This window comes from Acinetobacter sp. YH12041, assembly GCF_013419975.1.
Lineage (GTDB): Bacteria > Pseudomonadota > Gammaproteobacteria > Pseudomonadales > Moraxellaceae > Acinetobacter.
Genome location: NZ_VOZC01000005.1, coordinates 104,249 through 127,685, shown reverse-complemented (window position 1 = coordinate 127,685; position 23,437 = coordinate 104,249). Strand labels below are relative to the sequence as shown.

At 39.3% G+C, this 23,437-nt stretch carries 27 protein-coding genes; 17 read left to right on the top strand and 10 right to left on the bottom strand.

Going from position 1 to position 23,437, the window contains the following annotated elements; genetic code table 11:
• Positions 1-12: 12 nt before the first annotated feature.
• The 4 genes from FTU00_RS05850 (at position 13) to FTU00_RS05835 (ending at position 3,938) form a co-directional block, all read left to right on the top strand.
• Positions 13-759 carry a DUF6776 family protein gene (locus FTU00_RS05850; protein WP_180179324.1) on the top strand — a complete coding sequence of 249 codons (747 nt, stop codon included), beginning with the start codon at positions 13-15 and terminating at the stop codon, positions 757-759.
• An 18-nt stretch (positions 760-777) separates the two neighbouring features.
• Entirely contained in the window at positions 778-1,191 is a 414-nt protein-coding gene (gene clpS, locus FTU00_RS05845) for an ATP-dependent Clp protease adapter ClpS (protein WP_175967516.1), read from the top strand.
• 9 nt (positions 1,192-1,200) lie between these two features.
• Positions 1,201-3,477: an ATP-dependent Clp protease ATP-binding subunit ClpA gene (clpA, locus tag FTU00_RS05840; protein ID WP_180053838.1), complete on the top strand. Its 2,277-nt coding sequence runs from the start codon at positions 1,201-1,203 to the stop codon at positions 3,475-3,477.
• Between the two features lie 107 nt (positions 3,478-3,584).
• Positions 3,585-3,938, top strand: coding sequence for a YnfA family protein (locus tag FTU00_RS05835; RefSeq protein WP_180015523.1), 354 nt, complete (start codon positions 3,585-3,587; stop codon positions 3,936-3,938).
• A 79-nt stretch (positions 3,939-4,017) separates the two neighbouring features.
• On the opposite strand, the gene FTU00_RS05830 is transcribed toward FTU00_RS05835, so the two are convergent.
• The 3 genes from FTU00_RS05830 to FTU00_RS05820 all read right to left on the bottom strand — a co-directional run bounded on the left by FTU00_RS05830 (position 4,018) and on the right by FTU00_RS05820 (position 6,280).
• Entirely contained in the window at positions 4,018-4,491 is a 474-nt protein-coding gene (locus FTU00_RS05830; protein ID WP_179992341.1) for a hypothetical protein, read from the bottom strand.
• A gap of 103 nt (positions 4,492-4,594) precedes the next feature.
• On the bottom strand, positions 4,595-5,515 hold the full coding sequence (gene argF / locus FTU00_RS05825; protein WP_004786004.1) for an ornithine carbamoyltransferase: 921 nt from the start codon (positions 5,513-5,515) through the stop codon (positions 4,595-4,597).
• 114 nt (positions 5,516-5,629) lie between these two features.
• Positions 5,630-6,280 carry a TetR/AcrR family transcriptional regulator gene (locus tag FTU00_RS05820; RefSeq protein WP_034702501.1) on the bottom strand — a complete coding sequence of 217 codons (651 nt, stop codon included), beginning with the start codon at positions 6,278-6,280 and terminating at the stop codon, positions 5,630-5,632.
• Between the two features lie 229 nt (positions 6,281-6,509).
• Between FTU00_RS05820 and prpB the strand changes: the two genes are divergently transcribed.
• Positions 6,510-7,394, top strand: a complete 885-nt coding sequence (prpB, locus tag FTU00_RS05815; RefSeq protein ID WP_004785998.1) for a methylisocitrate lyase — start codon at positions 6,510-6,512, stop codon at positions 7,392-7,394.
• Positions 7,395-7,398: 4 nt separating this feature from the next.
• Positions 7,399-8,538: a 2-methylcitrate synthase gene (gene prpC, locus FTU00_RS05810; RefSeq protein ID WP_005235399.1), complete on the top strand. Its 1,140-nt coding sequence runs from the start codon at positions 7,399-7,401 to the stop codon at positions 8,536-8,538.
• A gap of 76 nt (positions 8,539-8,614) precedes the next feature.
• On the opposite strand, the gene FTU00_RS05805 is transcribed toward prpC, so the two are convergent.
• Together FTU00_RS05805 and FTU00_RS05800 are read right to left on the bottom strand one after the other, a co-directional pair.
• On the bottom strand, positions 8,615-9,229 hold the full coding sequence (locus tag FTU00_RS05805; protein ID WP_180179323.1) for an aminotransferase: 615 nt from the start codon (positions 9,227-9,229) through the stop codon (positions 8,615-8,617).
• A gap of 105 nt (positions 9,230-9,334) precedes the next feature.
• Positions 9,335-9,808: a CinA family protein gene (locus tag FTU00_RS05800; protein ID WP_034702490.1), complete on the bottom strand. Its 474-nt coding sequence runs from the start codon at positions 9,806-9,808 to the stop codon at positions 9,335-9,337.
• Positions 9,809-10,065: 257 nt separating this feature from the next.
• On the opposite strand from FTU00_RS05800, the gene FTU00_RS05795 reads away from it, so the two are divergent.
• Positions 10,066-10,296, top strand: a complete 231-nt coding sequence (locus FTU00_RS05795; RefSeq protein WP_034702487.1) for a hypothetical protein — start codon at positions 10,066-10,068, stop codon at positions 10,294-10,296.
• Positions 10,297-10,940: 644 nt separating this feature from the next.
• Complete coding sequence (locus FTU00_RS05790) at positions 10,941-11,183, top strand: hypothetical protein (RefSeq protein ID WP_034705379.1); 243 nt, start codon at positions 10,941-10,943, stop codon at positions 11,181-11,183.
• A gap of 94 nt (positions 11,184-11,277) precedes the next feature.
• Here the strand turns inward: FTU00_RS05790 and FTU00_RS05785 are convergent, their stop codons facing one another.
• Complete coding sequence (locus FTU00_RS05785; RefSeq protein ID WP_159122951.1) at positions 11,278-11,619, bottom strand: hypothetical protein; 342 nt, start codon at positions 11,617-11,619, stop codon at positions 11,278-11,280.
• A 581-nt stretch (positions 11,620-12,200) separates the two neighbouring features.
• Between FTU00_RS05785 and FTU00_RS05780 the strand changes: the two genes are divergently transcribed.
• The 4 genes from FTU00_RS05780 to FTU00_RS05765 all read left to right on the top strand — a co-directional run bounded on the left by FTU00_RS05780 (position 12,201) and on the right by FTU00_RS05765 (position 13,957).
• Positions 12,201-12,347 carry a hypothetical protein gene (locus tag FTU00_RS05780; RefSeq protein WP_180179322.1) on the top strand — a complete coding sequence of 49 codons (147 nt, stop codon included), beginning with the start codon at positions 12,201-12,203 and terminating at the stop codon, positions 12,345-12,347.
• Positions 12,348-12,896: 549 nt separating this feature from the next.
• Positions 12,897-13,187: a type II toxin-antitoxin system HigB family toxin gene (locus FTU00_RS05775; RefSeq protein ID WP_180179321.1), complete on the top strand. Its 291-nt coding sequence runs from the start codon at positions 12,897-12,899 to the stop codon at positions 13,185-13,187.
• 1 nt (position 13,188) lies between these two features.
• Positions 13,189-13,590 carry a type II toxin-antitoxin system HigA family antitoxin gene (locus tag FTU00_RS05770; protein WP_004785978.1) on the top strand — a complete coding sequence of 134 codons (402 nt, stop codon included), beginning with the start codon at positions 13,189-13,191 and terminating at the stop codon, positions 13,588-13,590.
• Between the two features lie 214 nt (positions 13,591-13,804).
• On the top strand, positions 13,805-13,957 hold the full coding sequence (locus FTU00_RS05765) for a hypothetical protein (RefSeq protein WP_004785976.1): 153 nt from the start codon (positions 13,805-13,807) through the stop codon (positions 13,955-13,957).
• Between the two features lie 97 nt (positions 13,958-14,054).
• Here FTU00_RS05765 and FTU00_RS05760 read toward each other — a convergent pair whose 3' ends face one another.
• The 3 genes from FTU00_RS05760 to FTU00_RS05750 form a co-directional block, all read right to left on the bottom strand.
• Positions 14,055-15,353, bottom strand: a complete 1,299-nt coding sequence (locus FTU00_RS05760; protein WP_180179320.1) for a Y-family DNA polymerase — start codon at positions 15,351-15,353, stop codon at positions 14,055-14,057.
• A complete protein-coding gene (locus tag FTU00_RS05755) occupies positions 15,350-15,907 on the bottom strand; it encodes a LexA family transcriptional regulator (protein WP_180179319.1) in 558 nt (185 codons plus the stop codon). Before FTU00_RS05755 ends, FTU00_RS05760 begins: the two co-directional genes overlap by 4 nt.
• 119 nt (positions 15,908-16,026) lie before the next feature.
• Positions 16,027-16,662 carry an SOS response-associated peptidase gene (locus FTU00_RS05750; protein ID WP_180179318.1) on the bottom strand — a complete coding sequence of 212 codons (636 nt, stop codon included), beginning with the start codon at positions 16,660-16,662 and terminating at the stop codon, positions 16,027-16,029.
• Positions 16,663-16,983: 321 nt separating this feature from the next.
• Between FTU00_RS05750 and FTU00_RS05745 the strand changes: the two genes are divergently transcribed.
• The 5 genes from FTU00_RS05745 (at position 16,984) to FTU00_RS05725 (ending at position 21,910) form a co-directional block, all read left to right on the top strand.
• Positions 16,984-17,124, top strand: coding sequence for a hypothetical protein (locus tag FTU00_RS05745; protein ID WP_175967540.1), 141 nt, complete (start codon positions 16,984-16,986; stop codon positions 17,122-17,124).
• Positions 17,125-17,394: 270 nt separating this feature from the next.
• Positions 17,395-17,736, top strand: a complete 342-nt coding sequence (locus FTU00_RS05740) for a hypothetical protein (RefSeq protein ID WP_034170370.1) — start codon at positions 17,395-17,397, stop codon at positions 17,734-17,736.
• Positions 17,737-19,217: 1,481 nt separating this feature from the next.
• Positions 19,218-19,727 (top strand): hypothetical protein, encoded by a 510-nt coding sequence (locus FTU00_RS05735; RefSeq protein ID WP_157799608.1) that lies wholly within the window; start codon positions 19,218-19,220, stop codon positions 19,725-19,727.
• Positions 19,728-19,814: 87 nt separating this feature from the next.
• On the top strand, positions 19,815-20,336 hold the full coding sequence (locus tag FTU00_RS05730) for a hypothetical protein (protein ID WP_180179246.1): 522 nt from the start codon (positions 19,815-19,817) through the stop codon (positions 20,334-20,336).
• Positions 20,337-20,743: 407 nt separating this feature from the next.
• Entirely contained in the window at positions 20,744-21,910 is a 1,167-nt protein-coding gene (locus FTU00_RS05725; protein WP_180179317.1) for an MFS transporter, read from the top strand.
• A 15-nt stretch (positions 21,911-21,925) separates the two neighbouring features.
• Here FTU00_RS05725 and FTU00_RS05720 read toward each other — a convergent pair whose 3' ends face one another.
• Complete coding sequence (locus tag FTU00_RS05720) at positions 21,926-23,416, bottom strand: amidase (protein WP_180179316.1); 1,491 nt, start codon at positions 23,414-23,416, stop codon at positions 21,926-21,928.
• Between the last annotated feature and the right edge of the window lie 21 nt (positions 23,417-23,437).

The window sequence follows — 23,437 nt, the reverse complement described above, 5'->3', positions numbered from 1 at the left end:
ACAGAGATCAAAATGCCGAATAATGAGTCAAACATGACGATCCAGGAACCCTCTACAAAGAAACCATTGATGAAAGGCAATACACCTTTGGTAATCGGTACTGCTGTGTTGATTCTGGGTAGTGGCTTGCTGGGCTATACGGTCGGGCATCGGCAAGGTTTGACTGCGGTGGGCTTTGAGGCGGATGCAGAACAATTGGTTGAAGTAGTACAAAAACAGAAAACCAGTCTGGAAACACTGAATAAATCTCTGAATACAGCGGTACAGGAACGTGATCTGGCCGTTAGCAATGCTAATGATCTTTATCTGGCTGCAAATAAGGCGCGTGATGCCCAGGAGCAGGCTGAAAGCGTTGGTACGATCTACCGCGAGATCTTGCGTCAACGCGGTGGTTTAGCATTGACAGTTCAACATCTGGGGATTAAGGCATTGCCTGATAATGCCTTCGAATACCAGATTGATCTGGTTCAGGTCAGCCCGGGCAAAAATCGTGCTTCTGGTACAGTGGAACTGCGCTTGATTAAGGGTACTGAAATTCTGGTCGTGCCGCTTGAAGATAAAAACTTTAATTTTGACAATTACGAACGTTTGACTGGTCGCTGGACCATGCCTAAAGGTTTTAAACCAGAATTTATTGAAGTGCGCCTCTCAGGGACTAAGCCTGTGATTCGCCGTTTTAGCTGGGATCAGGGGAAAGCTGTTGAAAGCCAGTCAACAGTCCTGTCAGAGATTCCAAAAACTGAAGCAAATGCAAATTAAGTGTGAAATAGAAATCGTATGCCAAGCAATAAACGTCCAAAATGTTTAAGTGAGATCAAAAATTCTTTTTACGAGTCCGGCATGGTTGATTGGCATATTAGCCCGCGTTTAACAGACGAGCCTTTTCACGATGATGAGGCTGATCTTGCAGTCCAGACTGCACCTCCTGAACTGAAGCGCCCACCGATGTATGCAGTGGTGTTATTGAATGACGACTATACTCCAATGGAGTTTGTAATTGAAATTTTACAACAATACTTTGCAATGAATCTTGACCAAGCTACACAAGTGATGCTAACTGTACATTATGAAGGAAAAGGTGTAGCTGGGGTCTATCCTCGAGACATTGCGGAAACCAAAGCGAACCAAGTCAATAATTACGCTCGATCTCAAGGTCATCCTTTACTTTGCCAGATTGAGCCGAAAGATTAAGGGGGTTGCATGCTCAGTCGTCAATTAGAAGTATCACTACGTTTGGCTGTCAGCATGGCTCGTCAAAAGAGACATGAGTTCCTGACCGTAGAACATTTATTATTAGCTTTACTCGACAATGATTCTGCCGTGAATGCCTTAAAAGCATGTGGTGCAGATATTATCGTTTTGCGTAAAGAATTAGAAGAGTACGTAGAACAACATACCCCTAAACTCGGTGAAAATAGTGATCAGGCACCTCATCCTACAGAAAGTTTTGACCGGATTTTGCAACGTGCAATTTTCCATGTTCAATCCAGTGGCGGTGATCGTACTGTAGAAGGCGCCGATATTCTGGTTGCGATGTATTCTGAGCGTGATTCTTTTGCGGTTTATCTGCTTAAACGTCATCAGATTAACCGTCTGACTTTAACCCAGTATCTTTCTCATGGTACACGTAAAGACGAAGTGCAGTCTGAAGAAGAAATTGAAGAGTTAGATGGTGAATCGGCTTCTTCCAATAATTCTGGCCCACTAGAGCTGTATACGACCAATTTGAATCTGGAAGCTCAACGCGGCAAGACAGATCCATTGATTGGCCGTGAGAAAGAAATTGAGCGGGCAGCACAAATTCTTTGCCGCCGTCGCAAAAACAACCCATTGCTAGTCGGTGATCCAGGTGTAGGTAAAACTTCAATTGCTGAAGGTCTGGCTTGGTTAATTGTGAATGGCAAGGCACCTAAGCCACTGGAAAATGCTGAAATCTATAGCCTAGACATCGGAGCACTGGTGGCGGGAACTAAATACCGTGGTGATTTCGAAAAGCGTTTAAAACAACTATTAAATGCCTTGAAGAAAAAACCGGATGCAGTACTGTTCATTGATGAAATTCATATGATCATCGGTGCAGGTTCAAGCATGGGCAGCACCATGGATGCATCGAATCTGATTAAGCCTGCATTGGCAAATGGTACCTTGCGTTGCATCGGTTCAACCACATTCCAGGAATACCGTCAGGTTTTCGAAAAAGATCATGCCTTATCACGCCGTTTCCAGAAAATTGATGTGAATGAGCCTTCGATTACAGAAACAATTGATATCTTGCGTGGCCTGAAATCTAAATTTGAAGATTTCCACCATGTGCAGTATGACGATCAGGCACTGGTTTCTGCGGTTGAACTGTCAGCGAAATTTATTAATGACCGTTTCTTGCCAGATAAAGCGATTGACGTGATTGATGAGGCCGGTGCACAACGCCGTTTGAAAGCTGAGCAAGATGACAGCATGATTACAGTTGAAAACATCGAAGACATTGTGTCCAAGATTGCCCGTATTCCACCGAAAACGGTTTCTAAAGATGACAAGTCTGTACTGGAGAACCTTGAGCGTGATCTGAAACGTGTAGTCTTCGGCCAGGATGAAGCAATTGAAGCTTTGGCTTCTGCGATCAAACTGTCACGTGCGGGTCTGAAATCGCCTGATAAGCCAGTGGGTAGCTTTGTATTCGCAGGTCCAACGGGTGTAGGTAAAACTGAAGTCACCAAGCAATTGGCGAAAATTCTGGGTGTAGAGCTGGTACGTTTTGACATGTCCGAATACATGGAACGTCACGCAGTCTCTCGTCTGATCGGTGCGCCTCCAGGTTATGTCGGTTTTGACCAAGGCGGTTTACTGACCGATGCGATTCACAAAAATCCGCATTGTGTATTACTTCTAGATGAGATCGAAAAAGCGCATCCGGATGTATTTAATCTGTTATTACAAATCATGGATCATGGTTCATTAACGGATAATAATGGTCGCAAATCCGATTTCCGTAATGTGGTGCTGGTTCTAACGACTAATATTGGTGCGGAAAGTATTTCCCGTGTCAGCATTGGTTTCATGGAACAGGATAACAGTAATGACAACCAGGAAGCGATGAAGAAAGCGTTCTCGCCAGAATTCCGTAACCGTCTGGACGGCGTGATTCAATTCAAGGCATTGCCGAATACCATTATTGAAAATGTCGTGGATAAATTCCTGACTGAACTTCAGGCACAACTGGATGAGAAGAAAGTGGTGCTGGAGGTGGATCAAAGCGCACGCGAATGGATGGCTGAAAATGGCTATGACCGTTTGATGGGTGCTCGACCAATGCAGCGTCTGATTCAGGAACATCTGAAAAAACCACTGGCTGAAATGATCCTGTTTGGTGAACTGGCTGAAAATGGTGGTAACGTTTCAGTTTCTGTGAAGAAAGAAAATGGTAAATCTGTCGGTCTGAAACTTGAAGTCTTCGAAGATCAGACTGCTGAACCAGCTTAATCATTGAATAGATCATCATCAGACCCGTGTTCGCACGGGTTTTGTTGTTTTATTTGCCCTTAATTTATGTGCTCTTGGTTTAAAGAGTTTCTGATTTAGCGAAATATATGGATATCCAGATTAGCAAGCTTTTAACCACGTTTTTTCTGTTTTTATTAACGGCATTGATGGAAATTTTGGGCTGTTATTTTCCCTACCTGATTCTAAATCAGGCGAAGAGCAAGTGGTTATGGGTTCCGACGGCATTAGCCTTAGCTGCGTTCGTCTGGCTTTTGACTTTGCATCCGGCGGCTTCTGGACGTATTTATGCTGCCTATGGGGGCATCTATATTTTCTCAGCATTGATGTGGCTGAGATTCGTTGATCAGGTCAGCCTTTCACGTTGGGACCTGCTTGGGGGAATCGTGGTCATTCTAGGTGCATTAATTATTATTTTACAGCCGCAAGGTTTGATCCGTTGACCGTCTGTTTATATTTACCAAAATAGAATTTCAAAATATAAAAGGCAGCTAAAGCTGCCTTTATTGATTCTAGACAAGATTATTTTACATTACAGTCTTTCTGGGAGAGGTCAACATTATAAGTGTGTGTTTGGGAGCTGAGACTAAGTTCGATTTTATAAGGATTGACGATCTGATAGCGATGTTCAAAAAAGATCTGGCAGTTATTTAGAAGATTATTACGAATCACTTTAAGAACTTCTTTACGGCCTAAGTCTTTCTCAAACTGGCTAAAGTCGGGTGTGGTGATCATGCCTTTAAGCGTGGTTTTATTGGCTGTAAGTTGTAACTGCTCTATGATTGTATTCTGATCGATCTGTAGCGGTAAAGTCTTGGAATCTTCCGCACTTAGCACAGTAAGCAGCTCGTTCAGCTCAGCTTTTTTCTCAATTTTAAACTTGCTGTCCAGAATGCCTTTTCCTTGGAGATACTGGTCGAATTCAGAAGCATACACCGGTAAAGCAGCACTACTAAAACCTGCCAGGAGTGCCAAAGTCCAATATTTTTTTTGCATTGTATCGCATCACTTTTTATGTCATTTCAATTCTGATTATAAGAGCTGAAACAAAAAAAGCACCAGAGATTGGTGCTTAATTTGTGAAGATTTTTTGAAGGAATCAGTCTTTTTTCAGGTTTTCATTCAACAGGAATTCAACCAGTGCTTTTTGTGCATGAAGGCGGTTTTCTGCTTCATCCCAAACCACAGCATTTTTGTGGTCCAGCATGTTTTCAGAAATTTCTTCACCACGATGCGCAGGTAAGCAATGCATGAACAGGCAGTCTGGGTGTGCAAGATCCATTAGGCGTTCATTCACCTGATAATCTGCAAAAGCTTTTTCACGGATTTTCTGTTCTTCTTCCTGGCCCATACTTGCCCAAACGTCAGTGACGATCAGGTCGGCATTGACTGCTGCATCTTCAGCAGTATCGACCAGTTCTACACAGTGTGCGAATTCAGACAGGAACTGTTCTTGAGGCTCATAGCCTTTCGGTGCTGCAACTTTTAGCTTGAAGCCCCACATGTGCGCTGCTTCGATATAAGAGTTACACATATTATTGCCATCGCCGATCCATGCCACAGTTTTACCTTCAATCGAACCACGGTGTTCCAGGTAAGTCTGCATATCAGCCAGTAACTGGCAAGGGTGGTGGTCATCCGTCAGCGCATTGATCACAGGCACTTTTGAATAAGAAGCAAAGCGTTCAACGATGTCATGACCGAAAGTACGGATCATTACAATATCCAGCATGCTGGAAATCACACGTGCAGAATCTTCAATTGGCTCACCGCGGCCCAACTGGGTATCACGTGAAGACAGGAAGATGGCACTACCACCGAATTGGCTCATGCCTGCTTCAAACGAAACACGCGTACGGGTACTCGATTTTTCAAAAATCATGCCCATCACTTTACCAACAAATGGTTGGAACACTTCATTGTTATGCTGTTTGCGCTTAAGCTCAATTGCGCGTTGCAAAATCTGGTTAAGTTCTAAAGTTGATAAATCGCGTAAGGTGAGAAAGTGACGGAGAGCCATTCGTTACTCCACAATAATTGCCGAAAAACTCGATCAACAATCAGTTGTTGGTTAGTTTAAGAAAAAATACGGAATCGGCTAATATACTATAAGCAATGAAAAATGCAAAAAAAACTAGACTTTTTGATGACCGTCTAAAAATCGATCCACACAATAACTGATGTATTTGTCGATTTCCTGATCATCTTCCTGTACCGGAATTCCCATCAGAATCCGCCATTCCAGATTACGCAAGATGCCAAAATATAACTGGGCCGAATATTGCGGATTCTCGCAATGCAATAAACCTTGCGCATCTGCTTGTTCTAAAGCCGTGGCAATCGCACTTTGTACATGTACTGGGCCTCGTTCATGAATATGCTGCGCGAGTTCCGGATTACGCTGACTCTGTTCCAGCACCAGACGCATAAAGGCTGAATTTTCCGGTTGCATGATCTGATGATAAAAATTAAGCAGCGTATGTACCAGATAACTACGAAAATCCAGAGCCATCAGCTCGATCGGAATACTGATATCTTCAAAAAACTTGATACGACGATAATCGCAAATGGCCTTAAACAAGCCTTCTTTGTTGCCAAAGTACTTGTAAATAGAAGCCTTGGAACCGCCTGCATGCTGGACAATATCATCAAGAGAAACTGCATCATAACCATGTTCCAGAAACAGTTCGGTCGCAGAGACCAGCAGCGCAACGCAGCGCTCATGACCACGTTTGGTTTGTGGCAGATCTTTGGCGAGTGGTTCCAGATGAACAAGGTTTTGCATAGAGGATGGTATATCAACAGGTTATATAAACTTGGTAGTTCATCATAACAAATATATCCGCAGATTTCACAATCGGACCGGATGAAGGCGGAATTTATTCAATGAATCAAGTAAAACTTAAAAGTTTGACTAAAGTTTTAGAGTTTTTATTCTATTGGCTTATAGCATCATGGTTTCAAATCGGTATACTCAAATCTCAATAATTATAGCCAAGACTGTGGAAGGGAAGATGACAGAACAAATGTCTGCAGGTTTAAAGTTTAGACAAGCGCTTGAAGTCGAAAAACCATTACAAATTATGGGCACAGTGAATGCCTATGCTGCCATGATGGCCAAACAGGTCGGTTATAAAGCCATTTATCTCTCTGGTGCCGGTGTTGCCAACTATTCTTACGGTCTACCTGATCTAGGCATGACCAGTCTGGATAATGTTCTGGAAGATGTGCGTCGCATTACTGAACGTGTAGATACACCCTTACTGGTTGATATTGATACAGGCTGGGGCGGTGCATTTAACATCGCACGTAGCATCAAGCAGATGATTGCTGCTGGCGCTGCAGCTGTGCATATCGAAGACCAGGTTGCGCAAAAGCGTTGTGGTCATCGTCCGAATAAGGAAATTGTGACCCAACAGGAAATGGTTGACCGGATCAAGGCGGCAGTCGATGCTAAAACCGATTCAAACTTTGTGGTGATGGCACGTACCGATGCATTACAGAAAGAAGGTCTGCAGGCAGTGATTGACCGTGCTTGTGCCTGTGTCGAAGCAGGTGCAGATGCCATTTTTGCTGAGGCAATGACGGATATTACGATGTATCGCACCGTATGTGATGCAGTTGGTGTCCCAGTATTGGCCAATATTACCGAATTTGGTGATACCCCATATTACACCACTGAAGAACTGGCTGAGCAGGGTATTCGCATGGTACTTTACCCGCTATCAGCCACCCGTGCGATGCAAAAAGCGGCACTGGAAGTGATGCGCTCAGTGCGTGAAAATGGTACACAGGTGCATGTTCTGGATAAAATGCAACCGCGTAAAGAATTATACGAATTTTTAGATTATCACAGCTTCGAAAACACATTAGATAAACTGTTCAAGCAGGAGAATTAAAACAATGGCTGAAGGAAAAGTACTCACTGGCGCAGGATTGCGCGGACAAGTCGCAGGCAAAACTGCACTTTCAACAGTAGGCAAAAGTGGTGCAGGCCTGACCTATCGCGGCTATGACGTACAGGATCTGGCAGAAAACTGTCAGTTTGAAGAAGTCGCTTACCTGATTTTCTTTGGTGAATTACCAACTTCAGAACAGTTGGCAGCCTATAAAGCAAAACTGAAATCTTTGCGTGTACTGCCACAAGCATTGAAAGAAGTACTTGAGCGCATTCCAGCGGACTCACATCCAATGGATGTGATGCGTACTGGCGTATCGATGCTGGGCAACCTTGAAACTGAACAGTCTTTTGATCAGCAACAGGATGTTGCAGACCGTATTCTGGCGACGCTACCAGCAATTATCTGCTATTGGTATCGCTATAGCCATGACGGCGTACGCATTGATGAAAATACCGATGATGATTCAATCGGTGCTCAGTTCCTTCATTTGCTACATGGCAAGAAGCCAAATCAGCTGCATGAACAGGTGATGAATGTATCCCTGATTCTGTATGCAGAGCATGAATTTAATGCTTCAACCTTCACAGCGCGTGTTTGTGCATCAACTTTGTCTGACCTGCATTCATGTATTACCGGTGCAATTGGTTCACTACGTGGCCCATTACACGGTGGTGCCAACGAAGCGGCAATGGACATGATTGAAAACTGGAAATCTCCAGAAGAAGCCGAGCGCGAAATGCTGGGCATGCTGGAGCGCAAAGAAAAGATCATGGGCTTTGGTCATGCGATCTATAAAGACAATGATCCGCGTAATGGCATTATCAAGCAGTGGTCAGAGAAACTGGCAAAAGACGTGGGCGATACTGTACTGTATCCAGTATCGGTGCGTTGTGAAGAAGTGATGTGGCGTGAGAAAAAACTGTTCTGTAACGCAGACTTTTTCCATGCTTCTGCTTATCACTTTATGGGTATTCCAACCAAACTGTTTACGCCAATCTTTGTGATGTCACGCGTCACAGGTTGGGCAGCACATGTGATGGAACAACGTGCAGATAACCGGATTATCCGTCCAAGCGCGGATTATACTGGTCCAGAATTGCGTAAAGTGGTTCCAATTGCTGAGCGCACTTCTGCTGCGTAAGCCAAAGATATTCTAAACATAAAAAATAAGGTCTCTATGAGGCCTTATTTTTTGCTAATTGTTTATGGAAGCTGGTTTAACGACTTAATAATGCCGGATCTTCAATGTGATAACCGGTTTCAAATGGGATGCCTAAGTATTTTACCGTTACCAGTATTTTATTCTGTTTCGGTACTTTATAAGTCTGGTTTAATCTTAAATCTGCTTTATAGCTGACTGCTTGCTGAACAAGACTTTTATACTGGCCAGATTGCACTCGATATTGATAAGTCCATTTTGGAACTTTCTGTTTAGGGTCATGCCATGCAGGGGCAGTACCTTTGCTGGTCTTTAATAGCTTGAGCTGGATATTTTGCTTTTGCAGAGGTACTAACGGAATCAGACGCTTTTTAATTTTGGCAATTTCCTGTTCAAACTTACGACTGTCCTGATCGTAGTCAATCTGCTTGGTTTTTGGATTGATATACAGAGAGTTCACCTGAATTAACTGATTCGAGGTTTTGGATTTAAAATTATAATAATACAGTTGAGGTAGGCGTCCGCGACCATCGAGATAATGGCGCAACAGATAAAGTTTTTGGTCTTTGACTTCATAACCCAAAACCTCAATATTCTGTGGGCCACCGACAGTGGCGAAAGCGGATACAGGAATGCCAAGGGCGAGCAAAAGAGCTGCAATTCTTATTTTCATCACTGATCAGGCCTCATTAAAAACGTGCTTTTATGGAAGTAATTTAACTATAAATACAGTAGAAATAATGAAGTTTGATCAGCACTCATTTAAACAGTTTTGGCTTTAGGTGTTGAGTAGATTAATCATGTCATGTGCGATGACGGCTGCCAGTTTATTGAGACGTTCCTGTGGTGTGCCTTTAATATAATACTGGAACTGGTGAGTCTGAAGACCATCATAAACAGCGGCGAAGAAAGTACCTTCCGGTTTATCAGGTGTTGCACTACCGCCTGGTTTAAGCAAGCCTGTACAAGCAATAATCCAGTCCGCCTCCTGAAACATTTTTTTACCTGCCTCAGCCAGAGCAACCGTTACAGGCATAGATTCGGCTGAATGGGTGCTAATTAGATTCGGAGAAATTCCCAAAACATTGATCTTCACGGACGGATCGTAGCATACCAGGCCTCCCAACAAGATTTCAGCACCTTCATTTTTGCAAATTGAAAACTGACTGGTTAAATAGCCAGAACTTGCACTTTCGATAAAAGCAATCTTGATGTTTCTTTGTTCCAGCAGGCCACAACATGTTTTAATCATAATGTCTATTTTGTCTTAGAAGGTAATCTTTATTATTCCAATGTAGTCCCATTTTGCTTTTGTATCAACTGTGAGATTATTTCTTTATTATGATGAAAGGTAAAATATTTTTGTAATTTTAGTATTCCAAACGTAAGTTTGGCAGTTATTGAATTGATTGCTTAATGCTTGGACAATATTTGAAATTAATGGTTTTAACTTGCTCTAATCAGTGGTAAAAATAAAAATAAAGTGCGTAAGGAAAGTAGGTTGTAAGAATGAAAACCACAGTAAAGTATTCCGTATTAAAAAGTCTAGATTATCAACTGGGTACTCCTTTATTTCAGGAAGAAATTGAGGCAGATGGTCAATATTTTGATCAGATCCCAAGCATCATTCATTACCAGAATTTAAAGTTTAAAGTTAAAAGCAAAGAATTAAAGCGTTTATATCTAGCCGAAGAGCAAGAAGAAAGCCAAACCATTATTGTAAAAGTGGTCGCAATCTAAAAATAACTTATTAAAAATAAGCCTCTTAAAATAAGAGGCTTATTTATTGGATAAAGGTTGTTAAAATAAAATTTGATTAGATTTTATAAAAAAATCTAATAATAATTTTAAAAATATAAAGTCAAGGTAAATTGGCAACTGAAAAGGCCTTATTTGTGATTCTATGTAATATATTCTGCTATTTAAAAATGGTTTTTTTCGTTTTTATATTTAATGATCTAATTTTTAGAAAATTAGGTTAAACATGTATAAGAAATTATAATTTTAAATAATCAATAAAATTCAATATTTTATAAATATAATCATATTTTATAAATATAATCATATTTTATATAAGTAGCAAAATGTATTTCTAAATTTTATTTTAAATTTAAGTTTATATACAATTTTTTGATTAAGTTATGACTTTAATTGAAAAATAAAATTTATAAAAGATAGAAAGCTTTCAATATGTGTTCATTCTATTATTAAAAGTAATTTATGTTTCTTATAAATCCAGACTTCAATTACTTAACTTACCTTTTTTTACATTGAATTAATATGTAACAGGTAATAACTTGGCGAATTTTTAAAAATAGGTAGAGTAAATATTAAGTCGAAACCTAATCATCGGCGATTTAAAGCAAATAGTAAGGAGTTACACCATGGCTAATAATCAACAGCAAAATCAGCAAGACCAACAGAACCAACAACAACAGCAACAGCAAGACCAACAACGTCAGCAAAACCAGAATCAAAATCAGCAACAGCCGAACCAGCAGCAACAACAGCCGCAGGGACAGCAAAACCAACAGCGTCAGCAGGGCCAACAGGACCAGCAACGCAATCAGCAACAACAGCAACAGCCACAACAAGATAACCAGCAGCAAAATTTGCGTAATCAATAAGATTAGTCAAAGCTGCAGCGTTCATATCTAAGCTGTGTAATCTCTACAAAAAACCGCCTTTTTTAAGGCGGTTTTTTTTATTGTTCAAAATAAATCAGCATTGAATATTGGCTTTTACTTTATAAAAGTCGAGCGCATTTTTCAGATCTTTCAGTAATTCCTGCTCATCATATTCTTGTGGCATCAGTTTTATTAGGGCCGGCATATAATGAGTTTTATATTCTTTAGGATAATCCTCACATAAAATATGTGTTCTTTCCTCAAGGCTAATAGTAGAAGAATCTAATTTATCTAAATAAGCACTCAATCGGGCATCTGATTGTTCAAACTGAGCTTTCACTGCTGGATCAGGTTCAGCTGATACATCTGCCTGTTGTTTCTGGCAGCCTGTGATCGCCAATGCCAATAGGGTAATTATGAATAGTGATATTTTCATGGCAACAATATATTGTTATCAGTCGTTGGAAAAATTATAAAGAGAAATGAGTGAAAGAGCACCTGCCTTTAAACTCATTGACAGCTGAGAAAATAAAAAATGAAAAGGACTTTGATAAAATAAGTAAAATATCTACCAATATGTATAAGTTGCATATCTGCTTTTATGACTCACTTGATTGAATGAAAACTGAATGAATCAAAGTTTTTTGTATTTAATTGCATCTAAGTTGATGAAAAATAGCCAATAAAATATAAAACATAACCTATATTCAACATTTAGTAAAAAAGCCTCTATATTTCATATACATATTAGATGCATGACAAGTGGTACTTTATCACCACTACAACAACTCAGATAAAATAATTTAAAATCAGCAAGTTAAAAAGCCCTGTTTAATCCAGACAGTTAAGCAGGGCCCATTTTTTAGATCATAAATATGTCAAAAATAGATGATTCTTCGATATTTATCCTTCACATAAGTTTTCATATACAACATAAAACCTGAAAATACGTTCAAGTGTGAAACATGAATAGATGTTATTTATATATCTCTTTTCATGAAAAGACAGGGTAGAGCTATGATGAGATGTATCTGTGCATTTGGTATGGGTGTCATGGTGGGATGTTGCTTTAAATCTTGCAAAGAAAAAATGTGCCGGATGATGAGCAAGGATCGCGGTACCAAAGACCAAGCGCCAAAACATGAAGAGAGTGTACAAATTTAGAGGCTATAGCTTGCCTGTGCAATCGCAGTACAGGTGAGTGACTCAATCGTTTCAAGGTAAATAAATCGTGGAGCTGTAAGCCATTATCTTTAAAGCAACAAAGCTCGATCCATGATCGAGCTGTTCACAGTCAGGAGAAACACATGTTCCAATTTATATGTTGTTTATTTGGTCTTCATGGTGCGACTGAAATTGATTACACAGTCGATGATTTCGAAGTCAAAAAGTGTCGTGATTGCTTGAAAGATTTAAATTAACTCTCTAGACCTTCGTGGTTTAGATGGATGTTGAACCCCCGTTCGATTTTAGATTGACGGGGGTTTTCATTTTTTTATCATTGCTATTTGAAAATAGAACCAACATATCCACGCTAATTCATAAATATTGATAGTTAATTAATAAAGATTATTAAAAATAAGGGTTTATTTAATTTTAACTTGTGATTTGACCATAACAATACTCATCTCAACTAAATTCATCCTTTAAGCGTTATTGCAATATGCGATATTTAGGTTATACTTTCAATATAGCAAAATGCGATAAATAATTATGCATGTGATCACTCACGCTCGGATTCTGGAAGCAAAGCAAAAGTGGCCACACGCTGAAACTGCATTGGATGGTTGGTATCGACTTATCAAGGCCAATGATCCTAAGGATTTTGCCGACATGAAGCGATTATTTCCCGCAGTCGATAAAGTCGGGAAATTTCATGTCTTTGATATTGGTGGCAACAAGATCAGGTTGATCGCAGTTGTGATGTATCAAGCAAAACGTGTCTATATTCGCCATGTCTTATCCCATCAGGAATATGATAAAGGTCATTGGAAGGAGGCTTAATATGAATGCAATGATTAAACAGGCCGTTGATCACTGGCGTTATGTTGCACCATTGCTCAGCAAGCCAGAAACTGAAGAAGACTTTAATACCCTTACTGAAGCTTTAGATGAACTTCTAGATATTGTAGGTGATGATGAATCGCATCCTTTAATGGGGCTGATTCTTCAATTGGGTGACTTAGTCTCAGCTTACGAGCATGAGCATTTGCCGATGCCAGAAGGAGATGGACGTACTGCATTGGCTTTCCTGATGGAACAGCATGGCCTAAGCCAATCAGACCTATCTGATATAGCTACCCAGTCGGTCATTTCTGAAATCCTGAATGGTAAACGTCAGCTCAATATCCGCCATATTAAAGCTTTGTCTGAACGTTTTAATGTTTCTGCAGATACTTTCTTTTAAGTAATAAGAAATTAAATTATAAATTGATCTATGAGCTGTGTTTTCTGGAAGCAGGTTGCACAACCAGGCAGATTTAGATTAAACAAGAAGTCTATATAAGCTCTGATTAGAAGAATATATGTTTATTAAAATGTATGGAAAACATAAATATTATTGATGTTTAACCTTATATGTCCTAATAATTTTCTAAGCATCTAGAGGAAAGGGAATATATATGACAACTCATGCAGACCACCAAACAGAGCAAGAAGATAATCCGCAAAAAGAATCTAATGATGATAAAGGCAATCAAGCAACCTATAAGGGTGTAAAACCTGAGAAAAAGCCTAATGCCGAGCCAGAGCATCCACTGAGGGAGCAAAAGTAAGATATTAATATCAGAAAGCTCTAATTAAATTTAGGGCTTTTTAGATTTTGATTTAAGTTTCGGAAAATTTCTGCTTTACCTTACTGGGAAGATGAAATTAACGATCAATCTTTAACAGTCCATCCCAACTAAAATAATTCTGGCTTAGATACTGTTGAGACATGGCCCAGCTCCGGTCAGGAATTTTAGCTGCTCCAATTGCCAGCTTTTGATCCCCAAATCTTTCTTTTACTTTTTCTAGCGCTTGTTGAAGCTTCTCATTTTTCTCGATCTGAGCATGGTCCGAGAGCAAGTCATAGACATAGGCCGATTTAGGTTCAAGCGCCGTTAGAATAACCCCACATTTTTTAAACTCAACACCTTCTAAAAACAGTTCATGCATCTGTTGCATCAACGCCCGGTTCATTATAACAGCGGAATCACTGGGTTCAGAAAAAGCGATATTGACAGATTGATGATAAAAGGGTTCGTTCTTGTCAAAAGGATTGGATTGAGCGAAAGCAATGATGCAACCACATAAGGATTGATCTTCTCTCAAGCGTTTGACGGCATTTTGCAGGTAATCACTCATAGCCTCCGTTAAAGCTTCAAGATCTGTTACTCGGCAACCAAATGAGCGTGAAGAAATAATCTGCTTCTTGGGCTGGCACGCCTGTTCCAGTTCAATACAGGAAATTCCCTGTAATTCCATCACAGTTCTTTGCATAAGAACTGAAAATAATTTTCCGATTCGATGGTAATCGGCCTGAGCTAAATCAAGAACAGTATGTATACCTAAGTTCTTCAACTTTTTACTCTGCTGGCGCCCAACCCCCCAGACTTCAGCAACATCAATCAAGCTCCAGAAGTAATCTCTATGTTGTGGATGCATAGAAGAAAGATCGCAAACCCCATTAAAGCGTTTGGCTTTCTTGGCCATATAGTTGGCTAATTTAGCTTCGGTTTTGGAACGGCCAATGCCGACACAAACGGGTAAGCCAATCCATTGCAAAATACGCTGTCGCATATCCTGACCATATTCTGTTAAATCATGATTTTTTGCATAAGCTGTAATTTTCAGAAAGCATTCATCTATGGAGTAAACCTCCTGTTCATCAGGTGCTACATATTCAGACAGAATGGAATGAAAGCGTTTGGACATTTCTGCATATAGGGCATAGTTGCTGGATAGCACCTGAACTTGATGCTGTTCGACGATATCGCGAATCTGGAAGAGTGGAACAGCCATTTTAATGCCGAGATCTTTTGCTTCCTGCGAACGTGAGACTACACAGCCATCGTTATTTGATAGCACGATCACAGGTACATGATTTAGTTTCGGATTGAATATGCGCTCACAACTGACATAGCAGTTATTGACGTCAATCAGCGCATAGATTTCCTGCTGATATTTCATCTGAATTTTTTAATGACGTTGGTGACCACACCCCAGATTTCAAATTGCTGACCTTCTACAGGATGAATATCGGGATAATCGTCATTCTCAGCTTTTAGCCAGCAACCCTTTACATCGACAATCAGCCGTTTGACCGTAAATTCGTTATCTACACAGGCAATCACAATATCTCGATGTTGCGCTTCAATACTACGATCTACAATCAATGCGTCATTGATATCAATGCCTGCATTCAGCATCGACAGCGAATTGGCACGAACGATAAAAGTAGCATTAGCGTTATTGATCAGGAATTCATTCAGGTCGAGTTTTTTATCAATATAGTCTTGTGCGGGTGAGGGAAAACCAGCCTGAACGCGTTCAGTGACCAAAGGAATTTCCATTTGAGTAACGGGATCAAACTGGCGAATATCACTGATTTCACTTTCTTTTTTAAGTGATTTTAAGTATGCTTTGATATCCAGGACTTTAGATTCAGGTACACGAATTACTTTAGTTTCTTCGGCCTTTTTTCTGCCTGCACCAATTCTAAAGCCCCCATGCGAATTTGTCATAAATCTGCTACTTCTTGATTGTTGTTACATTAATCAAGATTGTAATAATTGCTTTATTTTTATACAAATAAAATAAATGCTTTAAAATCAGATACTAATAATTAAATTGCTTTTATATTTCAGTTTTCCGACAAACGGGAATCTCGTAGCTTTGCAATAAATTCATCCCGCATTTCGAAGAAAAACTCACTTGCTTCCTCATGATTGCAGTGCAGCCAGTCCTGTCTTGACTCTTTCGGTATCACAATAATCGAGCGTTTTTCATCATTCGGATTATGGAATTGATTCATAAAAGGATGCTGATTCGCATTAATTGTGAGCATTGAAAAAGACCGAACTTTTTCACCCTCAATGATTGCATCATCATAAATGGCTGCAACAGTAAAAGGATCGCCGTCTTCACGAGAAATAGCATACCAATGAGATTTGCCATTAGTGTATTTGGGTTCATAGAACGTATCTACAGGTACCAAAGCAAACTGATTGTTTTTCCAGGCATGCCGAAAACTTGCTTTTGAGGCAACCGTTTCAGTCCGGGCATTATAAGTATGCCGACCAAATTTTAATTCTTTGGCCCAAGAAGGAATAAGCCCAAACCGTGCGATATCCAGTTCAAACTCGTCAGCACCGCGCATAATGATGGGAGCAGGAGCCAAGGGATATACATGCGTTTTCATATCCAGTTCAAGTTGCTTTTCATGAATATCTAATAAAGAGAGACGGCTTTTTGAGGGGAATTCATAGCTTGAACACATGGGCGAACGCTCTCATTATGATCTATCATGAGAATTAAAATATAAGAGAGATAAGTGCAAAACAATTTGAATATCGTAAGTTGGATTTTAATCAGCAAGCAGGATTTTTTATTTTATAAGTATATATTTAGAGCCTAAAAATATTTAACTCAATAATATTTTAAGTAAATTTAATATTATGAAAGGATTAAAATTTTATTTAATCTATACAGATATACATAATTTAACTTTTTATTTAAAAAAACACTCTAAATGGCTTTGGAAAGCTACAAATATAGATGTTAGTTATATAGGCTTGCATTTATGAGCATGAGGTGAAAGATGAAGTTATTAACGTTAATTGGTGCAGGGGTACTTGCGGGTTATTGTTATAAGAAAATGAAATACAAAAAGGACGGTTCAAACAATCCTGCTCCTCAGAATGAACAGGTAGATAGCCAAGCACCAAATCCTGTTGAATAATTCCTTTAAAGGACCTCACCACTAGCAAGAGAAGGTTGTGAGGTCTCTCATTCTTTCAGTAAAGTCATCTTTGACAAGTCTTATATAATTTTCAGAACTTTGCTATTTTCAGAGAAACAGCAAACTCTTTTTAGCTATTTTTCCTTTTCATCTGTTCTAAAATGTCCTGATTAAATTTATTGATAAAGTTGAATGGTTTACAAAACTATTCATTTTAATAATAGCCATACTTTAAAAATAATGTGATCCTCTTTCTCAGGAGGACAGCTTATGAAAAAACTAATTATCTTGCCTCTTGTAGCTTTAATACTTCTGGGGTGTAGTCAACCAAATACACAGCAAGAAGCTGACTCTAAGATCCTACAGGATGAGGATTTAAAAAAATTTAGGGAGATGGTAAGGAATGCTTTACCCAATTCAGATCTGGTTCAATTTCATCAACAAGAGGGAGAATGTGGTGAGGTTAGTTTCAGAGATAAATCTACGAATGAAATGAAGCATCGGAGGTTTATTGTAGTAAATAAAAATATTGTGCTGATTGAAAGACGGCAGGTAGATCAGGAATATTTTGATCTTTCATGGAGGAATGCATGTCGAGATTATTTCGGGTAAAGAATGAATATTTATTAAAATTCTTATTTGAAAATAATGACCGCTATAATTGAATATCAATTAAAATATTTGATCATTGAGCCACTCTTTAGAGTGGCTTTTTAATGTCTGGATTTCTGAATTTTGCTCGAAATATGGTTACTGAGTAGATCCGTATTTCATACTCTAGCTTCGTACCCATAAATAGAATATTGATCAATTTATATAGATAATAAATATAAAAATTATTTAAAAAGGAATAAATATTGCTTCTTGAAAGCATAGCTTTTGCTTTAGGTTCTGGATATGTATCTCTTTAAAATATGCGGCATTATTTTCCTCGTCATCCTTGCTGTTTCTCTCATGGTTTTAGGTCTTATTTATCAGGATCCTTTATTTGCTTTGATAGGGCTATTGTTCGCGGTTTGCGCAGTATTATTATTTTCCATGATCAAGGAAAGTCTTGCTGACTTTTAGATCACTCATTTCGTTTAAAAGTTTAAAGATTTGGACTAGAGATAAAGGTGAATAGCAGGATGATAGCGATCAATATTATGCACCGAGATGGAATCAACAATTTAGAAAAATAATTGTGTTGAAAAGTCTTTGGATTAATCAGTGGAATAAGAAAGACTTATACGGGCAACTAGTCATGGGGATTAGATTGATCAGATGATCTGATAACACACTTATTACTAGGTGTTATTTTGCAGAAGTTCATCGAAAGATGGGCTTTTTTGTTGCCTAAAATAAAGCTTTATCAAGTTCAAACTAGAAATTATTGACTCCAAAGATCACAATTTAGACTTTTTATGTATGGATATATATTTAATTTCTATATATATTTATATTTGTCATGAATTGGCTATTGTTTGACCGTTGTACATTTCGCCAACAATCCTGAATCAGCGCAAAATGATAAAGGGGAAGAGCCCACAGCAATGTGGGCTTTTTTATTGCCTAAAGAAAAGTTTAGCTTAATTTCTTACTATGTATCTGGCTTGAATAGCCTAGCTAAGCTAAGTAATAGATCTGGTCAAAGAGACTGAGATTAACTAGAAATTTGAATAAGTGACTTATTTCTATTTTATCGGTCGATATGATTGTTAATCATCAACTTAATATCAAAGTGTGATTGACTGCATGCAATATTTTTACTATATTTTACCATATGTTCAAAAATCTCCACGTTTTGAATTTAGAGTTCTGCCCACATCGTCCCCCAATGATGTGGTTTTTTTTTTTGACTAGAATAGCTAAGGGATATTTTCATTAAGCTATAACTAAAGAGGGTAGCAGCTAGTTCGGTGGAGAGGCTATTTTTACATCAATAGGTATGATAGATTAGGGTTCTGGCGGTAACTGCCTATACGGATCAGTTTAGCAAGTTCATCTTGTGACACTCCCGACTTTGGAAACGTTGCTATGAAGAAGCTCATCGAAAGGTGGGCTTTTTTATTAGGGGAGTGATAGACTAGACATTTAAACTTTATACAAAAAATATGAATAAGGCATTTATATTTGTGATGACTGGCTTTGTGCTTTCAGGTTGTATAGCTACGGGCAATAAGATAATAGATCTTAAAGCACAGCCTGAGATCACAGTACTAGAGAACGGTTACAAACAAATAAGCACTACACCCTTTTCTATTACTCAGGAAGGTGGTGGTATTGACTCTGTTCATGCTGCGGTAGGTGCTAGCTGGAGAAATGATAGAAATGACTATCTAACTATTAATGTGCGATCATTTCATAAGTCAAGTTTGGAGTGGATGAGGTTAATCATTGATGAAAAAGTATATCAATACTCACCAATCTCCCCATGTGTGAATTCTAAATTTACTTGTTATGAAATTCCTGTAGATGTTGCCAAAGAAATGCTTAATGCTGTTTCAGTTAGAATTGAATATAAAACTGAATCTGGAAGCATACATAAAGGATTTCTTAAACATGGTGATATTATTCTTCCTGGTGGTAAAACTGTTTTGAATGTTATTAGGGCGATTCCGTAATTCTTTAATCAATTAAAAGTTCGCCATATAGTGGGCTTTTTGTTTGATGTGGTATAAACGTATAAAAATAAATTGATAGATAACTAAATGAGTTGTACGGATTTAATCTCATTAATCGCCAATATTTGTACTATCGCTGCATTTGCTGTCGCTGTCTACGTACTGGCAATATGGAAGAAGCAACAAAACTACAGCTTTGAACGAGATAAAATTTTTGAATTGGAGCTAGCTGCTGATCAGCTTTTTAAGGAATCCATATATTACATTATTACAATTAGGGATTTAATTGAATCTCGATCTCGAGGCAACTTTGACAAAGATTTTTTTGAGAAAGAATTAAGATTGCGACTAACCAATTGGCAGGCTTGTCTCAAACAATATGACTTGAAACTAAGTTCATTGAATGTATTGCTTATAAATTTTGACAAAGAAATACTTGAGCCTGCTGTAAAGATTGGAAAATATTTTGACGACATAGCAGATAAAATGTATGCCGAATCTAACCCTCAAAAAGCAGTAAATGACTTCGATGCAATATATTTGCAACAGTCGAATATTGCTAGAAATTTGGTTTTGAAACATCTCAGAGAGATTAGGGAAAAGATTTGATTAATCGCCGGACGGATTACGGCACATAAAGCCCCTCGCATTCTAGATGTTGAGGGGTTTTTCTTTTCTTATTGGTGGTACCTATGACAGACAAAGTACAAGCTAAACAAGACTTAGAATTTTGCAGTGCTGAACTGTCTAAGTATCAGAACCTCAAGCATGTTAATTTTTAGACCCATCAAATGATTACGATTGATAAACTCATGATTGAACTAAAAGAATAAATTAAGAATTTAGCTAATGTATTAAGTTAAAATCTAACTTTTCTCAAATTAGTTAAAGAGCTTTGAAGAATCTATAGATGATTATCTTATAGATTATCGAGATCTAACCGAGACCCAATCAATGCAACTCAGCGCAACTTATATTTATTTTAAGTTATTAGAAATAGAAGAGAATCTAGTCTGATGCAATCTCTAGCTATTCATTACAGACTCAGTTTTTTCTACTTTTTTTATTATGCGATTGTGGGCGCATTCATGCCTTTCTGGAGTCTGTATCTGGAAGATCAAGGCTTTAATTATCAGGAAATTGGGATTTTATCTTCGATTGCGATTGTCACCCGATTTTTTGCGCCATTTATTTGGGGGTGGATTGCAGACAAATCCGGGAAACGCATGTTGCTGGTGCGTATAGCTACCTGGATGGAAGCCTGTATCTGGTTCATGATTTTTATCATTCCAAATAGCTTCCAGTCAGTCGCTTTGCTTATGCTGATTTTCAGTTTCTTTCAGAATGCAATTTTGGCTCAGTTTGAAGGCGTGACTTTATTCTGGTTAGGTGAGAAAAGGGCAGAGCTCTATGGCAAAGTGCGTAAGTGGGGATCTATTGGATTTATTATTGGCGTATTTGGTTTAGGGGCAATTTTTGAAATTATCAGCATCAGTATGCTACCAATCTTATTGCTCTGTATTTCATTTCTGGCTTTTCTCTGGTCATTTACCATCAAAGAACCTACAGCAGCACCGACAGCTCAGAAAAAACTCGAAGCCTTATGGCCGATCTTCAAGCGTCCAGTGGTATACAGTTTTTTCCTGATTGAATTGATCATGCTGTTTTCGCATGCACCGTTTTATAGTTTTTATAGTAACTATCTCAGCCAGAATGGATTCAGTACCAGTCAGATCGGATTGCTTTGGTCGGTTGGAGTCATTGCTGAAATCATTATGTTTGCCTACGCTACATTCTTTCTGACACGCTGGTCATGGCGTCATCTGGCAATGCTATGCCTGTTAATGACTGGTTTAAGATGGTTGACTGTCGGCATATTTCCATCGTCATTTCTGGCACAGTTTCTTGCCCAGACCATTCATGCCCTGAGTTTTGGCTTATTTCATATGATTGCCATGCGGGTTATTTTTCAGAACTTCTCGGCCGGACAGCAAGGCCGTGGACAGGCACTTTATAGCACCATGTGGGGCTTAGGCGTAGCGAGTGGCAGCATTCTAGCTGGTCGTTATTGGGATCAGGTCGGTGGAACATCAATCTTTATTGCTGCTGCGCTCTCGACCTTGCTGGGCCTATTGCTGGTATTTGGCTTACCCAGCAAAGTCGAATTGCAAAAGCAGGTTTAAGATACGATTGAATGATTAAATGCGGATTTTGGAATATTGATCAAACCAGGGCTGAGCCTGTTCTAATTGAGCGGCCAGTTGTAACAGCAAATCTTCACGGGCAAATGGTGCAATAAACTGTGAGCCCAAAGGCAAGTTATCTTCATTCCAGTAAAGCGGTACAGACATTGCCGGAAGGCCGGTAATATTGGCTAACTGCGTGAATGGCACCCATTTCAGGTTTTCTTTTACAATCTGATCGACCAACTTACCTTGTGCCAATAAATGTGCCTTATTCATTTTTAATAAAGCCTTAAGAATTGGCTTCTGCCAGTTTGGTGTTTTGACTTCGCCATTTTTGGGTGCAACAGTGGCCGTGGCTGGTGTCAGGTAGAGATCATAATCATCAAAGAAATGATTCATCTGGGTCACATATTGTCCCCAATTGGTCAGATTCTGGATATATTCAATCGCCGTTGTTTTGGCACCAAAAGCAGCCAGAGCCAGAGAATCTAGTTCAAAATCGCCTGATCTGGATGGATAGCCTTTCTGGATTTCGTCCAGCATATAAGAAAACTGGCTAAACCACGTCGTAATAAAATCTTTAGCCAGTTGCATGCCATCAATCTGCGGTTGATCCTCAACGACTTCATGACCTAAAGATTCCAGTAAACGGGCAGTTTGTTCTACCGCTTTAATAGCATCTTGAGAAACAGGCGTATCAATGCTGGAACGGGTATTAAATGCGATTTTTAATTTTTTTGGTGGTTGCTGAATCACTTCCAGATAATGTGTATGCGGACGTTGAATGGTAAACAGTGAACTGCGATCTTCACCATGGGTGGCATCCAGCATTGCTGCACTATCCCGAACAGTTTTAGTGAGTACATGTTGAATGGCAGCACCATGCATTGCTTCACTCATTTGCGGCCCCCACGGTGTACGTCCACGGCTTGGTTTTAAACCAAACAGACCACAGTAGGAAGCCGGAATACGAATTGAGCCACCACCATCACCTGCACCAGCAATTGGCACAATGCCGGCTGCCACAGCAGAAGCAGAACCACCTGATGAGCCACCGCTGTTATGTCTTAAATTCCACGGATTTTTACAGCTACCCCAGGCATCTGGCTCGGTAATGCCTTTAATTCCGAATTCAGGGGTGTTGGTACGGCCAAAGGTCACGATACCTGCCTGTTCCCAACGGTTAACAATCTCGGCATTAGTCTCGGCGATATAACCGATGCGCTTTAAACCCTGACACCCATAAGATGTTGGATAACCTGCATATTCCTGAAACAGGTCTTTGACCAGAAATGGAACACCGGCAAACGGACCAGACAGATCTTGCTGGGTACGTTGCAAGGCATGCTCATGCATGGGAATAATAATGGCATTGATTTCAGGATTAATATTTGCACTGCGTTCTAAGGCAACTGATAAAAGTTCACTTGAATGCACCTGTTTATTTTTAACCAGTTCAGCCAGTCCTAATCCATCGTATTGTAAGTATTCTTCAAATTTCATCTGCATTCCCTAGCGTTGATA

Excerpts from the sequence above, each read along its gene's own strand:
- FTU00_RS05850 (WP_180179324.1), top strand. The coding sequence starts at position 13 with ATGCCGAATAATGAGTCAAACATGACGATCCAGGAACCCTCTACAAAG.
- clpS (WP_175967516.1), top strand. The coding sequence starts at position 778 with ATGCCAAGCAATAAACGTCCAAAATGTTTAAGTGAGATCAAAAATTCT.
- clpA (WP_180053838.1), top strand. The coding sequence starts at position 1,201 with ATGCTCAGTCGTCAATTAGAAGTATCACTACGTTTGGCTGTCAGCATG.
- FTU00_RS05835 (WP_180015523.1), top strand. The coding sequence starts at position 3,585 with ATGGATATCCAGATTAGCAAGCTTTTAACCACGTTTTTTCTGTTTTTA.
- FTU00_RS05830 (WP_179992341.1), bottom strand. The coding sequence starts at position 4,491 with ATGCAAAAAAAATATTGGACTTTGGCACTCCTGGCAGGTTTTAGTAGT.
- argF (WP_004786004.1), bottom strand. The coding sequence starts at position 5,515 with ATGGCTCTCCGTCACTTTCTCACCTTACGCGATTTATCAACTTTAGAA.
- FTU00_RS05820 (WP_034702501.1), bottom strand. The coding sequence starts at position 6,280 with ATGCAAAACCTTGTTCATCTGGAACCACTCGCCAAAGATCTGCCACAA.
- prpB (WP_004785998.1), top strand. The coding sequence starts at position 6,510 with ATGACAGAACAAATGTCTGCAGGTTTAAAGTTTAGACAAGCGCTTGAA.
- prpC (WP_005235399.1), top strand. The coding sequence starts at position 7,399 with ATGGCTGAAGGAAAAGTACTCACTGGCGCAGGATTGCGCGGACAAGTC.
- FTU00_RS05805 (WP_180179323.1), bottom strand. The coding sequence starts at position 9,229 with ATGAAAATAAGAATTGCAGCTCTTTTGCTCGCCCTTGGCATTCCTGTA.
- FTU00_RS05800 (WP_034702490.1), bottom strand. The coding sequence starts at position 9,808 with ATGATTAAAACATGTTGTGGCCTGCTGGAACAAAGAAACATCAAGATT.
- FTU00_RS05795 (WP_034702487.1), top strand. The coding sequence starts at position 10,066 with ATGAAAACCACAGTAAAGTATTCCGTATTAAAAAGTCTAGATTATCAA.
- FTU00_RS05790 (WP_034705379.1), top strand. The coding sequence starts at position 10,941 with ATGGCTAATAATCAACAGCAAAATCAGCAAGACCAACAGAACCAACAA.
- FTU00_RS05785 (WP_159122951.1), bottom strand. The coding sequence starts at position 11,619 with ATGAAAATATCACTATTCATAATTACCCTATTGGCATTGGCGATCACA.
- FTU00_RS05780 (WP_180179322.1), top strand. The coding sequence starts at position 12,201 with ATGATGAGATGTATCTGTGCATTTGGTATGGGTGTCATGGTGGGATGT.
- FTU00_RS05775 (WP_180179321.1), top strand. The coding sequence starts at position 12,897 with ATGCATGTGATCACTCACGCTCGGATTCTGGAAGCAAAGCAAAAGTGG.
- FTU00_RS05770 (WP_004785978.1), top strand. The coding sequence starts at position 13,189 with ATGAATGCAATGATTAAACAGGCCGTTGATCACTGGCGTTATGTTGCA.
- FTU00_RS05765 (WP_004785976.1), top strand. The coding sequence starts at position 13,805 with ATGACAACTCATGCAGACCACCAAACAGAGCAAGAAGATAATCCGCAA.
- FTU00_RS05760 (WP_180179320.1), bottom strand. The coding sequence starts at position 15,353 with ATGAAATATCAGCAGGAAATCTATGCGCTGATTGACGTCAATAACTGC.
- FTU00_RS05755 (WP_180179319.1), bottom strand. The coding sequence starts at position 15,907 with ATGACAAATTCGCATGGGGGCTTTAGAATTGGTGCAGGCAGAAAAAAG.
- FTU00_RS05750 (WP_180179318.1), bottom strand. The coding sequence starts at position 16,662 with ATGTGTTCAAGCTATGAATTCCCCTCAAAAAGCCGTCTCTCTTTATTA.
- FTU00_RS05745 (WP_175967540.1), top strand. The coding sequence starts at position 16,984 with ATGAAGTTATTAACGTTAATTGGTGCAGGGGTACTTGCGGGTTATTGT.
- FTU00_RS05740 (WP_034170370.1), top strand. The coding sequence starts at position 17,395 with ATGAAAAAACTAATTATCTTGCCTCTTGTAGCTTTAATACTTCTGGGG.
- FTU00_RS05735 (WP_157799608.1), top strand. The coding sequence starts at position 19,218 with ATGAATAAGGCATTTATATTTGTGATGACTGGCTTTGTGCTTTCAGGT.
- FTU00_RS05730 (WP_180179246.1), top strand. The coding sequence starts at position 19,815 with ATGAGTTGTACGGATTTAATCTCATTAATCGCCAATATTTGTACTATC.
- FTU00_RS05725 (WP_180179317.1), top strand. The coding sequence starts at position 20,744 with ATGCAATCTCTAGCTATTCATTACAGACTCAGTTTTTTCTACTTTTTT.
- FTU00_RS05720 (WP_180179316.1), bottom strand. The coding sequence starts at position 23,416 with ATGAAATTTGAAGAATACTTACAATACGATGGATTAGGACTGGCTGAA.